General features: G+C 70.4%; 12 protein-coding genes. 8 read left to right on the top strand and 4 right to left on the bottom strand.

Annotated elements, in window-relative coordinates:
* Positions 1–44 precede the first annotated feature (44 nt).
* Entirely contained in the window at positions 45–293 is a 249-nt protein-coding gene (locus ACLJQF_RS13755; RefSeq protein WP_410608757.1) for a hypothetical protein, read from the top strand.
* Here ACLJQF_RS13755 and ACLJQF_RS13750 read toward each other — a convergent pair.
* Genes ACLJQF_RS13750 through ACLJQF_RS13740 form a run of 3 tightly spaced genes read right to left on the bottom strand, consistent with a single transcriptional unit; the run spans position 290 to position 3,746 of the window.
* The gene (locus tag ACLJQF_RS13750; protein ID WP_410608755.1) at positions 290–1,132 is read right to left on the bottom strand and encodes a transglutaminase family protein; all 843 of its coding nucleotides are present in this window, start codon (positions 1,130–1,132) and stop codon (positions 290–292) included. The genes ACLJQF_RS13755 and ACLJQF_RS13750 overlap by 4 nt on opposite strands.
* Positions 1,129–2,076 (bottom strand): alpha-E domain-containing protein, encoded by a 948-nt coding sequence (locus ACLJQF_RS13745; RefSeq protein ID WP_410608753.1) that lies wholly within the window; start codon positions 2,074–2,076, stop codon positions 1,129–1,131. The genes ACLJQF_RS13750 and ACLJQF_RS13745 overlap by 4 nt, the downstream gene beginning before the upstream one ends.
* Positions 2,077–2,087: 11 nt before the next feature.
* Positions 2,088–3,746, bottom strand: a complete 1,659-nt coding sequence (locus ACLJQF_RS13740; protein ID WP_410608751.1) for a circularly permuted type 2 ATP-grasp protein — start codon at positions 3,744–3,746, stop codon at positions 2,088–2,090.
* A 138-nt stretch (positions 3,747–3,884) separates the two neighbouring features.
* On the opposite strand from ACLJQF_RS13740, the gene ACLJQF_RS13735 reads away from it, so the two are divergent.
* The 4 genes from ACLJQF_RS13735 to ACLJQF_RS13720 are packed head-to-tail and all read left to right on the top strand — an operon-like array spanning position 3,885 to position 8,904.
* Positions 3,885–4,817 (top strand): ABC transporter substrate-binding protein, encoded by a 933-nt coding sequence (locus tag ACLJQF_RS13735; RefSeq protein WP_410608749.1) that lies wholly within the window; start codon positions 3,885–3,887, stop codon positions 4,815–4,817.
* Between the two features lie 24 nt (positions 4,818–4,841).
* Positions 4,842–5,774 carry an amino acid ABC transporter permease gene (locus ACLJQF_RS13730; RefSeq protein ID WP_410608747.1) on the top strand — a complete coding sequence of 311 codons (933 nt, stop codon included), beginning with the start codon at positions 4,842–4,844 and terminating at the stop codon, positions 5,772–5,774.
* Positions 5,771–6,544 (top strand): amino acid ABC transporter ATP-binding protein, encoded by a 774-nt coding sequence (locus ACLJQF_RS13725; protein ID WP_410608745.1) that lies wholly within the window; start codon positions 5,771–5,773, stop codon positions 6,542–6,544. The genes ACLJQF_RS13730 and ACLJQF_RS13725 overlap by 4 nt, the downstream gene beginning before the upstream one ends.
* Positions 6,545–6,600: 56 nt before the next feature.
* Positions 6,601–8,904 carry an oxidoreductase gene (locus tag ACLJQF_RS13720; protein ID WP_410608744.1) on the top strand — a complete coding sequence of 768 codons (2,304 nt, stop codon included), beginning with the start codon at positions 6,601–6,603 and terminating at the stop codon, positions 8,902–8,904.
* Positions 8,905–9,002: 98 nt separating this feature from the next.
* Here the strand turns inward: ACLJQF_RS13720 and ACLJQF_RS13715 are convergent, their stop codons facing one another.
* The gene (locus ACLJQF_RS13715) at positions 9,003–9,578 is read right to left on the bottom strand and encodes a hypothetical protein (RefSeq protein WP_410608742.1); all 576 of its coding nucleotides are present in this window, start codon (positions 9,576–9,578) and stop codon (positions 9,003–9,005) included.
* Positions 9,579–9,743: 165 nt separating this feature from the next.
* Here ACLJQF_RS13715 and ACLJQF_RS13710 point away from each other — a divergent pair, with 165 nt between their 5' ends.
* The 3 genes from ACLJQF_RS13710 to ACLJQF_RS13700 are packed head-to-tail and all read left to right on the top strand — an operon-like array spanning position 9,744 to position 14,014.
* Entirely contained in the window at positions 9,744–11,561 is a 1,818-nt protein-coding gene (locus ACLJQF_RS13710; RefSeq protein WP_410609029.1) for an NHL domain-containing thioredoxin family protein, read from the top strand.
* Between the two features lies 1 nt (position 11,562).
* Positions 11,563–11,895 carry a GroES family chaperonin gene (locus ACLJQF_RS13705; protein WP_410608740.1) on the top strand — a complete coding sequence of 111 codons (333 nt, stop codon included), beginning with the start codon at positions 11,563–11,565 and terminating at the stop codon, positions 11,893–11,895.
* Between the two features lie 25 nt (positions 11,896–11,920).
* Positions 11,921–14,014, top strand: a complete 2,094-nt coding sequence (locus ACLJQF_RS13700; protein WP_410608738.1) for a VanW family protein — start codon at positions 11,921–11,923, stop codon at positions 14,012–14,014.

The following is a 14,014-nucleotide window of genomic DNA, read 5'->3' as shown; positions in this document are numbered from 1 at the left end:
TGGAGTGAGAGGCCGATCCGGATGCCGACGCCGAGGTCGACTGGGTGCGACACCAGCGACCGTCCAAGAACCCCACCGCCGTCTACAGCGTGCGCATCCCCGTCGACCGGATCGAAGAACTCCGGCAGCTCGCCGTTGCACGGAACGTGCAGCCGACCGCGTTGATCCGGACCTGGGTGCTCGCCCAGCTCGACGCCGCCAAGGGCGGCGACGAGGAGGCGCGGAAGTGGGAAAACGACATCCGCGCCACCATCGACCACCTGCGGAACCTGCTCGACGAGCGAACGGCCTAGGCCAGCCGGGTCAGGTGCACCGAGACGTCCAAAGTGGACTGCCCACCCCCGGTGAAGATGCCCTTCAACGGGGCCACGTCGGCGTAGTCCCGGCCCATGGCCACCCACACGTGCCGCGGCCCGACCGGGATCGCGTTCGTCGGGTCGTACGCCCACCACCCGCCGGTCCAGACGTCGACCCACGCGTGGGACTCGCCTTCGACCACCTCGCCGAGCTTCGCGTCCGGTTTCGTGTGCAGGTACCCCGACACGTACCGCGCCGGTACCCCGATCGCCCGCAGCATCACCAGGGTCACGTGCGCGAAGTCCTGGCAGACGCCTTCGCGCGCCTGCCAGGCGTCGGTCGCCGTCGAGTGGACGCCGGTGGTGCCCGGCTGGTACTTGAGCTGCTTGTTCACCCACTCGCACACCGCGAGCACCGCGTCCGCCGGGTCGAGGCCCGTCCGCAGCGAACGGGCCTCGCGCGCCAACGTGACGTCTCGCGGGGTGTAGTCGGTCGGGGTCAGGTACTCGGTGCGGTGGTCGATCACCGTCTCACCGCGGAGGTCCTTCCACGACGCCGTGCGGATCGGTTCGGCCTCGTCCGCCGTCTCGACGACCGAGGTCGCCAGCACGGTGAACTCCGTGTGCGGCGCGTGGAGGTCGAACGACGTCACGACCGTGCCCCAGTAGTCGGTGTACCGGTAGGCGCGGGTGGCCGGGGCCGTCTCGATGCGGGTCGCCACCGTCGTCTGGCGGCGGTCCGAGCGCGGGGTCAGCCGAGCCTCGTTGTACGACTGCGTCGCCGGTGTCGCGTACCGGTACCCGGTCCGGTGCGCCACGCGCAGCTGCCACGTCACAGCGAAACCTCCGCGCCGCTCCACGCCACCCACGGCGACGTGCTGAAGTACTGCATCGAAACCGCTTCCCCGATTTCCCTGATCGACGTCTGCAAACCCCCGAGCCGCCGCGGCAGGTCGGTGAGCAGCTCCGACGGGCGGAGGAACTCCAGCTCGCTGCGGGCGCGGCCGAGCTCGCGCAGGGATTCGGACTGCTCGTTGGTGCGCGCGCCGCCGCCCGGGTCGAGCCGCTGCAGACACTCCTCGGCCTGCAGCAGCGCGTGGAACACCGAACGCGGGAACAGCCTGTCCCGCAACAGGAACTGCACGACGCGGCCGGCGTCCAGCGCGCCCCGGTACGTCCTCAGGTAGGTGTCCTGCGCGCCGGCCGAGCGCAGCACGGTGATCCAGCCCGGCGACGACGCGCGGTCCGCGACCCGCGAGAGCAGCAGCCGTACCACCATGTCGGCGCGTTCGATCGAGCGGCCCAGCACCATGAACAGCCAGCCGTCGTCGCGGCTCATCGTCGAGTCGGCCAGCCCGGCGAACATCGCCGCGCGCTCTTCGACGAACGACAGGAACGCGTGCGGGCCGGCGCGCCGGGCGTAGCGCTGCCGGTCGGGCACCGCGTTCCACGTCGCGTTCAGGCATTCCCACAGCTCGGTCGAGACGACTTCGCGGGCGCCGCGGGTGTTCTCGCGCGCCGAGTTGATCGAGCCGACGATCGACGCCGGGTTGTCCTTCCCGTACGCCACCAGCTCGGTCAGCTTCCACACGTCCAGCGACTCCGCGCCCGCCGGGTCGATGCCCAGGACGGCCAGGAGCTGGCGGCTCGCGTGGTCCGGGTCGACGGTCGCGTCCTCCAGCAGCTGGTGGACCGAGACGTTGAGGATCCGGGAGGTGTCGTCGGCGCGTTCGACGTACCGGCCGATCCAGTACAGCGACTCCGCGTTGCGGGCGAGCATGCGAAACCTCCCTAGCTCTGTTGCTGCTGCTGTTGCTGCTGGGACGTCGTCAGCTCGGGCCCCTGTTCCGCGACCAGTCCATCCACACTGGACATCGCGCCGAGTGCGGGCTGCGCCAGCTCCCGCTCGGCCGTCGACGCCCGGGTCGTCAGCACCCACGTGTCCTTCGAGCCGCCGCCCTGCGAGGAGTTGACGACCAGGCTGCCCTCCGGCAGCGCCACCCGCGTCAACCCGCCGGGGAGCACGAAGATCTCCTTGCCGTCGTTGACGGCGAACGGCCGCAGGTCGACGTGCCGCGGGGCGAGCCGGTCGTCCACCTTCGCCGGCACGGTCGAGAGCTGGACCACCGGCTGCGCGATCCAGCCGCGGCGGTGCGCCCGCACCTTGCGACGCAGCGTGTCCAGCTCCTTCTTCGTCGCCTCCGGCCCGAACACGATCCCGTAGCCGCCGGAGCCCTCGACCGGCTTCACGACCAGCTCGTCCAGGTGGGCCATGACGTGGTCGAACTCGTTCGGCAGCCAGCAGCGGAAGGTGTCCACATTGGGCAGCAGCGGCTTTTCGTTCAGGTAGTACTTCACCATCTCCGGCACGTAGGTGTAGACGAGCTTGTCGTCGCCGACGCCGTTGCCGACAGCGTTCGCGACGACGACGTTGCCCGCGCGCGCCGCGTTCAGCACGCCGGCGATGCCGAGCACGGAGTCCGGCCGGTAGTGCACGGGATCGAGGAACTCGTCGTCGATCCGCCGGTAGATGACGTCGACCTGGCGCTCGCCCTCGGTGGTCCGCAGGTAGACGACGTTGTCGCGGCAGAACATGTCGCGGCCTTCGACCAGCTCGACCCCCATCAGCCGGGCCAGCAGCGAGTGCTCGAAGTACGCCGAGTTGTGGATGCCGGGGGTGAGTACGACGACCGTCGGCTCGGCGACGTTCGCCGCGGCCGCCGCACGCAGGGCCCGGAGCAGGTGTGACGCGTAGTCACCGACCGGGCGCACGCGGTGCTGGGCGAACAGGTCCGGGAAGACCCGGGCCATCGTGCGCCGGTTCTCCATCACGTACGACACCCCGGACGGGTTGCGGAGGTTGTCCTCCAGCACCCGGAACGTGCCCTCCTCGTCCCGCACCAGGTCCACTCCGGACACGTGGAGGCGCACGCCGTTCGGCGGGGTGATGCCGAACGCCTCCCGCTGGAAGTGCTCGCAGGAGGTGATCAGCCGCCGCGGCAGCACGCCTTCGCGCAGGATCTGCCGGTCGCCGTAGATGTCGGCGAGGAACGCTTCCAGTGCGCGCACGCGCTGGGCCACGCCGCGCTCGATCTTCGTCCACTCGGCGGCCTGGATCACCCGCGGGACCAGGTCCAGCGGGAACGGCCGCTCCTGTCCGGACAGCGAGAACGTGATGCCCTGGTCGACCATCGCCCGGTCGAGGGCCTGGGAGCGGGACTGCAGGTCGTGCGCGTCGAGGGCCGCGATGGATTCGTACAGCGCCCGGTACGGGCCGCGGACCGTGCCGTCGGCGGCGAACATCTCGTCGTAGGCACCGGCGTGCGGCCGCTCCGGCGAGAGGTACCCCTCGAACCGGGCGCCCGGACGGGTGCTCCGGCTGGTCGCCGCCTTCCTCGCGCGTCGACCGGACGGGGGCAGCCGCGGCGGGGTGGCGTTCATGAACGACATCCTTACTCACGCCCGGGGGTGGGCGCGACGCTCGGGCGCCGGTCTAAACATCGCCGTAACTTCACAGTGCTGTGCTTTGGTATGGATGAGTGGCAATATGCGTGCTCTCACGAACTGAGAACTACGAGGAGTGACGACGTGCCCCGAGGAACCCAGCTCAAGGCGATCGCCCTGCTGCCTGCGTTCGCCCTGGTCGGCTTGACCGTGGCGTGCGGAGCGGGAGGCAGCGGCGCGGGCAACGTCGGCCCCAGCAGCTCGGCTGCCGCGCCGGGGTCGGGTGACGCCGGCACCGTCGCCAAGGACGACGCGCTGGCCGCCTTGGTGCCCGCCGACGTGAAGTCCGACGGCAAGATCGTGGTCGGCCAGGACCAGAGCTACCCGCCGAACGAGTTCGTCGACAACGGCAAGCCGGCCGGCTTCGACGTCGACCTCGGCACCGCCATCGGCCAGGTGCTCGGCGTGCAGATGGACTTCCAGAACGCCGCGTTCGACGGCATCATCCCGGGCATCGGCGCCAAGAAGTACGAGCTGGCGATGTCGTCGTTCAGCATCAACGCCGAGCGGCTGCAGTCGGTCGACATGATTTCGTACTACAGCGCGGGCACCTCGCTGGCCGTGCTGAAGGGCAACCCGGACGGTCTCAAGGCCGACGACCTGTGCGGCAAGAAGGTCGCCGTCCAGAAGGGCACCACGCAGGTCGAGGACCTCGACAAGAAGAACGCCGCCTGCACCGGCGGCGGCAAGCCCGCCATCGAGGTCACGCAGCTGCAGGCCCAGACCGACGTCAACCTGGCCCTCACCGCCAAGCGCGTGCAGGGCGAGCTGGCCGACTCCCCGGTCATCGACTACGCGGTCAAGCAGACCAACGGCCAGCTCGAGTCGGTCGGCGCGCCGTACGACACGGCGCCGTACGGCATCGTGCTGCCGAAGAACAGCGGTGACTTCGGCAAGGCCGTCCAGGGCGCGATCCAGAAGCTGATCGACAGCGGCGCGTACAAGAAGATCCTCGACAAGTGGGGTCTCAACGCGGCCGGCGCGGTCACCAAGTCGGAGATCAACCCGGCCTCCTGAGTCTGTCGAGTTAGGACGTAGTTCGTGAGTTCCTCCGAAGCGCCTCCGGACGAGGCGCCGACCGAAGCCGAGCCCATCCAGGCCGTCCCGGTGCGCCACTACGGGCGCTGGGTGGCCGGGGTGGTCATCCTTTTCGTCGCGTTCATCGTGGCCCGCAGCGTGATCACGAACGACGCCTTGCAGTGGCCGGTCGTCGGGGACTACCTCTTCGACGACCGGGTGCTGCGGGGCCTGCAGAACACCCTGATCCTGACCGTGATCTCGATGCTGATCGGGATCGTCGGCGGGATCCTGCTGGCCGTGATGCGACTGTCGCCCAACCCCCTGATGAAGGGGGCGGCGTCGATCTACATCTGGCTGTTCCGCGGCACGCCGCTGATCACGCAGCTGGTGATCTGGAACTTCCTGGCGCTGGCCTACCCGCGCCTCGGCCTGGGCATCCCGTTCGGGCCGGAGTTCGTCAGCTGGGACACCAACCAGCTGATCACGCAGTTCACCGCGTCGCTGCTCGGCCTCGGGCTCAACGAAGCCGCGTACATGGCGGAGATCGTGCGCGGTGGCATCCAGTCGGTCGATTCGGGCCAGCTGGAAGCGGCGAGCGCGCTGGGCATGAGCCGGACGAAGACGCTGCGGCGGATCATCCTGCCGCAGGCGATGCGGGTGATCATTCCGCCGACCGGCAACGAGACGATCTCCATGCTGAAGACGACGTCGCTGGTCGTGGCCATCGGGTACTTCGAGCTGATGGTCGCGGTGCAGACCATCTACTCGCAGAACTACAAGACGGTCCCGCTGCTCATCACGGCGGCCGCCTGGTACCTGTTCATGACGTCGGTGCTGACGTTGATCCAGATCCAGATCGAGAAGCGGTTCGCGCGCGGCACTTCGCGTGATGTGGTCCAGCGCCAGGGCTGGGCGGCGAGGATGTTCAGCCGGGGTGGAGGGAACGTCACATGACCCCCGTGGTGTCCGCGCAGCGGATCTACAAGAGCTTCGGCAGCGTCGACGTCCTCAAGGGCATCAACCTCGAGGTGCACGAGCGGGAGGTGCTCTGCCTGATCGGGCCGTCCGGCTCGGGCAAGTCGACGCTGCTGCGCTGCATCAACCACCTCGAGAAGATCGACGCCGGCCGACTCTACGTCGACGGCGTGCTGGTCGGCTACAAGCAGCGCGGCGACAAGCTGCACGAGCTGCCCGAGAAGGAAGTCGCGTTCCAGCGCAAGGACATCGGCATGGTGTTCCAGCGCTTCAACCTCTTCCCGCACATGACGGCGCTCGAGAACGTCATGGAGGCGCCGATCCAGGTCCGGCGCGAGCCGAAGGCCCAGGTCCGGCAGCGGGCGCACGAGCTGCTGGAGCGCGTCGGCCTCGCCGACAAGGCGAAGAACTACCCGGCGCAGCTGTCCGGCGGGCAGCAGCAGCGCGTCGCGATCGCCCGGGCGCTGGCGATGCAGCCGAAGCTGATGCTGTTCGACGAGCCGACGTCCGCACTGGACCCGGAGCTCGTCGGCGACGTCCTCGGCGTGATGAAGCAGCTCGCCAAGGACGGCATGACCATGGTCGTCGTCACGCACGAGATGCAGTTCGCGCGCGAGGTGGCGGACAAGGTGCTCTTCATGGACGGCGGCGTCGTCGTCGAAGAAGGGCCGCCCGAACGGGTCATCGGGAGCCCGCGCGAGGAGCGGACCAAGGAGTTCCTCTCCCGGGTGCTGAACCCGAACGCGTGACGAAAACCGTTCGGATTCGCTAGTTTGAAAGCGGGTGAGGGAGGGGGCGGGGCGTTTTGACGACCGAAAGCGCGTTGCCCCCTCTCGACCCGTTCGCGGGCATCCCGGACCGCCGCTACGAGGTCAAGGCCTCCGAGCTGCTGAAACCCGGCAACGCGGGCCTGATGCGCTGGCGGCGGCAGGCCACGAACGCCCCGATCGTCTACGTCGAGGACGCCTACATCACCGGGACGCTGGACCTGCGGGCCGCGGACCTGAAGTACCTGTTCCGGTTCGAGCGCTGCCGGTTCGAGCAGCCGCCGGACGTGCGCGAGGCGAACCTGCTCGGGCTCGTGTTCCGCAAGTGCTGGCTGCCCGGGCTCAAGGCCCGCAACATGCGCAGCCGCAACGACGTCCGGCTGATCCGCAGCGTCGTCCAGGTCGACGGCGACCGGCGGGAGATCGAAGAGACGACCGTCCAGCGCGGCGACGACCGCGAACGCGGCATGCCGAACGCCGCCGTCAACCTGACCGACGCGGTCATCGAAGGCTCGATGGTGCTCACCCGCACCGTCATCTCCCACCCGCACGGCAAGGCGATCCAGGCCGACCGGCTCGTGCTGACCGGCGCGCTGCTGGCCTACCGGATGGTCGCGAACGGCGAAGTCCGGCTCCCCGGCGTACGGACCGGCGGTAACGTCAACTTTTCGGGCGCCACGCTGAACAACCCGGACGGCTTCGCGCTCAACGGCAACGGCCTGCACATCGGCGGCAGCCTGCTGTGCGAGGTCGACAACTACGGGCCGGCCAGCCAGCGCAAGCGGTTCTCCGCCACCGGGATCATGTACCTGCCGAGCGCCACCGTGGACAGCGACATCTCGCTGCGCGAGGCCAAGCTGACGGTGTCCCAGCACGGGCCGATCGCCATCGACGCGTGGAAGTCCAACGACCCGTACATCGACCCGCGGCCGGCGCTGGTCGCCGACCGGATGCGCGTCGACGGCAACGTCGAGCTGTCCGACGGCCTGCAGGCGCTGGGCACGTTGCGCATGGTCAACGCCCGGATCGGTGGCTCGCTGCGGCTGGCCGGCGCCGAGATCCGCGTCGAGCGCGGCAAGACGGTGCCGTACTACGACCGGGCGCTGCACCTGGACGGCACCGAGATCGGCGGCGACATCGAGGCGACGAGCCTGCGCGTGCCGACCGGACAGCTGCGCCTGGCCGACGTCACCGTCGGCGGCAACTTCCTGGCCTGGAACTCGATGTTCCGCCACCCCGGCCGGGACGTGTTCTCCGCCCGCCGGTCGAAGATCGCCGGAAACTTCCAGCTCACCGACGCCACCATCCACGGCACGCTGCGCCTGCAGGGTGTGGACGTCGGCGGCAGCATCAACCTCGCGGGCACCCGGCTCACCGACCCGGGCCAGCGCGCGACCAGCAGTTATTCGCTCGACGTCCGGACCGGCCGGGTCGGCCGCGACCTGACGCTCCGGGACAACAACGGCCGCCCGTTCGTGGCCGAAGGCGGCGTCAACCTCGACGGCGCGCAGGTCGCCCGCCGCGTCGACCTGCGCGGATCCCAGCTCGGTTCGCTGCCGCCGTTCGGCGTGGCCCTCGACGCCGGCGACGTCGCCTCGGACGAGTTCATCCTGACGCCGAGCAGCCCACCGACCGGCCGGATCATCCTCCGGCGAGCCCACTGCGGAACGCTGAGCGACAACCAGCAGTTCTGGGCGGCGTCCGAGGGCATCGAGCTGGAGGACTTCCGCTACGACGCCCTCAAGAAGGGCATTCCCCTCGCCGACGACAAGGCCCTGGACGAGCGCATCGAGCTGCTGCGCAACGCCATGCGCGGCTACCGGCCAGGGCCGTACGACCAGCTCGCGCACATGCTGCGCGCGGCGGGAAACGAAGAGCACGCTTCGACGGTGGCCCTGCGCAAACAGCAGTTCCGCTACGAGGCGCTGGCGCGCGGCTTCAAGTTCTTCGGCCCGGGGGTGCGGCTGTGGAGCTGGCTCCAGCGCTCGATGGTCGGCTACGGCTACCGCCCGGTCCGCGCGCTCGGCTGGCTGCTCACGCTGCTGGTCCTGGGCAGCCTGTGGTTCGGCTTGGGTACCGACGACTGCGTCCACGACAAGTCCGGCCGGTTCATGGCCAGCGGCCCGCGCTGCGTGGTGAATCAGCAGGACACCGGGCTGCAGTGGAACCCGGTGATCTACACGGCGGACCTGCTGGTGCCGATCGTGGACTTCGGCAACAAGTCCCGCTGGTACATGCACGGATCGGACAACTGGGTGGCGGCGGGCTTCACGGCCTCGGGCTGGATCCTGGCGACGACCGTGGCGGCCGGCGTGAGCCGCATGTTGCGCCGGGAGAACTGAGCCGGGGGTGCACTGAATGACTCATTCCTGGCGTCGGAGGTCATGAATGAGTCATTCATGACGCTGCTCGAGCACCTTGCTGAAGCGGGTCGTCGAAGCTAGTCGATGAAGCGGGACCAGAACGGGATGTAGCGCGGGCCGTCCGGCGGGGCCGTGCTGATCCCGCCCGTCGCGAACTCGCGGTGCAGGTAATCCCGCAGGTCACTGCCGTAGACGATGATGTCCGTCTGGTACACCGACAGCACCGGGTAACCCACCGTGCCCGGCAGGCCGGGCAGGTACCGGTGCCCGCACACCGGGATCAGCTGCGGCACTTCGGCCAGGCGCCGGCGGGCCTCGCGGACCGCGTCCTCCGGGCCGACCGGGCGCGTGCCCCAGTCCGGCAGCCAGAAGCCGTTGTGCTCGACGTCGTACAGCACGCCGTCGACCGGCCAGGCCAAGCGTTTGCGCAGCTGCTCGGCGTTGCCGCAGCGCCAGTCGGGCCAGCGGTCGCCGATCGGGACGCCGGCGGACAGGAACGTCCGGTGGTCCGCGGCGAAGCGGAAGCCGAACCGGCGCTCGACGTCGTCGAGCTCGGTTTCGCTCAGCCCGGGACGCACGGGTTCCCGGAGGTTCTCCTGCAGGTGCCGCGCCTCCTCCGGAGTGAGGGCGCCGGCCGGTTGGACGGGGGTCATGACCCGAGCCTAAGCGGCGGCTCACCCGCCCGCGCGTCCTTTTTCCCGCCGACCTGGGGACCCACGGCCGGGTGAGTTTGTTCTCTCATCGGGGCGGACTGTGGAACAGAGCGTGAGCGCGTGTAGTTCACTCATGCCGTGACTTCTCCACGACCGCAGAGCCGCGTGCGTGCCCCCGAGCTGCGCGGCGACGTCTGGCTGAACACCGGCGGCCGCCCGATCACCCTCGCCGACCTGCGCGGCCGCGTCGTGCTGCTGGACTTCTGGACCAGTGGCTGCATCAACTGCCTCCACGTGCTCGACGAGCTGCGGCCGCTGGAGGCCGAGTTCGCGGACGTGCTGGTCACCATCGGTGTCCACTCGCCGAAGTTCCTGCACGAGGGCGAGCGCGCCTCCATCGAAGCCGCGGTCCGCCGGTACGACGTGCACCACCCGGTGGTCAACGACCCCGAGATGGAACTGTGGTCGCAGTACGCGGTCCGCGCGTGGCCAACGCTGGTCGTCGTCGACCCCGAGGGGTACGTCGTGCACGTCGCGGCGGGCGAAGGGCACGAAGAAGCGCTTCGCCGCGTCATCGCGGACCTCGTGACCAAGCATGAAGCGAAGGGAACGCTCCGCCGCGGCGGCAGCCCGTACGTGCCGGTCGAGGAGGAGCCCGGCGAGCTGCGGTTCCCGAGCAAGGCCGTCGCCACCGCCGAGGGACGCGTCCTGGTCGCCGACACCGGGCACCACGCGATCGTCGAGTTCGCGTCCGACGGCGAGACCGTCATCCGCCGCTTCGGCAGCGGGGCCCGCGGCGGCCAGGACGGCCCGTTCGACATCGCGACCTTCACCGAGCCGTCCGGCATCGCGCTCCTGCCGTACGACATCGCCGAGCGCGTCGGCTACCACGCCGTCGTCGCCGACACGGCCGGCCACCGGCTGCGCGGCCTCGACCTGATCACCGGCGAGGTGACGACGGTCGCCGGCACCGGCGCGCAGTGGCGCACCGGACCGGACTCGGGCAAGGGCGCCGAGGTCGACCTCACGAGCCCGTGGGACGTCGCCTGGTGGGGCCCGGCCGGCGGGGTCGTCGTCGCCATGGCGGGCAACCACACCCTAAGCGTGTTCGACCCGGTCAGCGGCACGATCCGCCGCTTCGCCGGCACGACGGTCGAAGGCCTGCGCGACGGCGACATCGGTGAGGCGTTCTTCGCACAGACGTCCGGCTTGGCCGTGGACGGCGACAAGCTGTGGCTCGTCGACGCGGAGACGTCGGCGCTGCGCTGGATCGAGCCCGACGGCGAGTCCTTCACCGTGCAGACGGCGATCGGCGTCGACCTGTTTTCCTTCGGGCACACCGACGGCCCGGCCGACAAGGCGCTGCTCCAGCACCCGCTGGGCCTCGCCGTGCTGCCCGGCGACAAGATCGCGATCGCCGACACCTACAACGGCGCGGTCCGCCGCTTCGACGTCTTCACCCGCCAGGTGACCACGATCGCCACCGGGCTCGCCGAGCCGCAGGGCCTGCTGCTGCACGACGGCGAACTGCTGGTCGTCGAGTCCGCGGGCAACCGGCTCGCCCCGCTCTCCGCGGCCGAGCCGACGCTCGTCACCGGCGACGCGCACGCGGTGCGCCGCCCGCCGACGGTGCTCGCCCCGGGTGAGATCGACTTTTCGGTGGTGTTCACGGCCCCGCCGGGCGAGAAGCTGGACGACCGCTTCGGTCCGTCGACGCGGCTCGAGATCAGCGCGTCCCCGCCGTCCCTGCTGGCCGACGGCGGCGGGGCGGGCACGGACCTGAACCGCAAGATCCGCCTGGCCCCGGGCATCACCGAGGGCGTGCTGCAGGTCGTCGCCCAGGCCGCGAGCTGCGACGACGGCGGGGAACACCCCGCGTGCCGGATCACCCGGCAGGACTGGGGCGTCCCGGTGCGCATCGAGGACGGCGGAGTGAGCGAATTGAGCCTGGTCATGGCCGGTGAACCGCGGACCGGCGGGTAACATGCAGCCCGTGTCTGACGGGCCGAAACTCGAAATCCAGATGCTGCACGACCGGGTACTCGTGCGGCTGTCACCGGAAGAGGGAGAGCGCCGCAGCAGCGGCGGCATCGTGATCCCCGCAACGGCGCAGGTCGCGCGTCGGCTGGCGTGGGGTGATGTACTGGGCGTAGGCAACAGTGTGCGAAACGTCAACACGGGCGACCGTGTGCTCTTCAACCCGGAGGACCAGCTCGAGGTCGAGATCCAGGGCGAGGGGCACCTGGTGATGCGCGAACGCGACATCCACGCGATGGCGACCGAGCGCACCGAGCACGGGACGGGGCTCTACCTGTAGGTCGGGTTCCGCGAAAGGCAGGCGCGTGGCAGACGAAGAGGTGCGCGAGGGCGCGGAGACGCTGGAACCCGAGCGTGCGCACGCGTCGGCCGAGCCTCGGACGGTCGACGCAACGGCTGCCGAGGTGTGGCCCGACGCCGAGCAGGAGCTGTCGGCGGGCGAGCTGCTGGTGGCTGAGCCGGTCCGCGCCGCCGAGCCCGACCCCGAGCCGCCGCCGGCCGAACCCGTCGCTGGGACCGGCTTGCCGCCGGTCTGGCCCGCCGCGGAACCGGTGGTCGAGCCGAAACTTCGCCCGGCGCAGGGTGCCGCGGAAGGGCCGGCGGCCCCCACCGATCTCTTCTCCGATGATCTGCTCGGCGAACTCCTCGAAAACCCCGTGCCACCCCCGGCTCCGGAGACCACCGCCCGCAAGCTGCGCACGGGCGTCGCCCGGGCCATGATGGCCGTCGGGCTCGCTCTCGGCCTCTTCGTCATCCTCTACGCCATCGATCTCGCCGTCAGCGCCGGGGATGTGCCGCGCGGGGTGACCGTGGCCGGCATCGATGTCGGGGGGCTCAGCCATGCGGAAGCCGAGGCCAAGCTGCGCAAGGAGCTCGAGCCGCGGCTGATCCGGCCCGTTGCCGTGCACGGCGGGGATGTGCAGGGCGAACTCGTGCCCTCGCAGTCCGGGCTCGGGCTCGACTGGCCGAACACCCTCGGGCTCGCCGGGCACCAGCCGCTCAGTCCGATCACGCGGATCATGTCCTTCTTCAGCAGCCGTGAGGTCGGGGTCGCCACGCGCACCGACCAGAACCGGATCGGGGACGCGCTTCGGGAGCTGGCCGAGGGCAAGCTGAACCACCCCGCCACCGAAGGCTCGGTCGGGTTCACCCCCATCGCGGGCAGCGACGGCGGTGTCACGGCCTACCCGATCCTGCCGCGGCAGGGCCAGCAGCTCACCGACCTGGCCGCCGCCGTGCACGCCGTCACCGACCACTGGCTCGACCCCGGCGGGGTCAAGCTGGCCATGGAGATCACGCCGGTGCGGGCGACCGCCGCCGGCGTGCAGGCCGCTTGCCGGCAGATCGTCGCGCCCGCCGTCGCGAAGCCCGTCGTCGTGCACGGCGAAGGCAAGGACGTTCCGCTGAAGCCCGCGACGATCGCGTCTTCGTTCCAGTTCGCCGTGGTCGAAGGCGGGGCCGTCGAGGTCCGCATCGACCAGGGCAAGCTGCAGGCCGCCCTCAAGGACCAGCTCGCGAGCACCGAGACCGACGGCAAGGACGCGCAGATCGTCTTCACCGGCGACCAGCCGGCCGTCGAGCCGTCCGAAGACGCCCGCAAGGTGGACTGGGAGAAGACCTTCCTCCCCCTGATCGACGTCCTCAAGAAGACCGACGGGCGGGATCTGCCCGTCGTCTACAGCGCGTCGACACCCAGCGTGACCACCGACGCCGCCAGCGCGCTCGGCATCAAGGAAGTCATCGGCGAGTTCACCACCGGTGGCCTGACCGGCCCGGCCGAGACGAACAACCGGACGCTCGCCGCCCGCGTGTCCGGCACGATCGTCAAGCCCGGCGAGACGTTCAGCCTCGGCGGCCGCTCCGGCCCGCGCACCGCGGACGCCGGCTACGTGCCCGCCCCGGTCGACGAGGACGGCACCGGCCCGGACGTGGTCGGCGGCGGCGTCTCCCAGCTGGCGTCCACTTTGTACAACGCCGCCTACCTGGCCGGCCTGACCGACGCCGGCCACCTCGAGCACGACCACTACCTCGATCGCTACCCCGCCGGCCGCGACGCCAAGGCCGTCAACGCCGACGGCAGCCCGGCCGAGCTCAAGCTGACCAACGACGCCACGACCGGGATCGCCATCCAGGCCACCGTCTCCGGCGACTCGGTGACCGTCCGGATCTGGGGCACCCGGCACTTCCGCGTCGAGGGCCAGACCGGCGCGCAGACCCCCGGCGACCCGCCGCCCATCCAGTTCGGCTCCGGTGGGGCGGCCGCGTGCCGGCCGTCGATCGGCTCGTCCGGCTTCAGCGTCACCGACACGCGCGTGCTCTACGACCTCGCGAGCGGCACCGAGCTCCGGCGGACGTCGCACACGGCGACCTACGGTCCTCGCCCGACCGTTCTCTGTTGA

The sequence above is a fragment of the Amycolatopsis sp. lyj-109 genome (assembly GCF_046548995.1).
Taxonomy (GTDB): domain Bacteria; phylum Actinomycetota; class Actinomycetes; order Mycobacteriales; family Pseudonocardiaceae; genus Amycolatopsis.
This window is presented reverse-complemented; position numbering and strand designations above follow the sequence as displayed.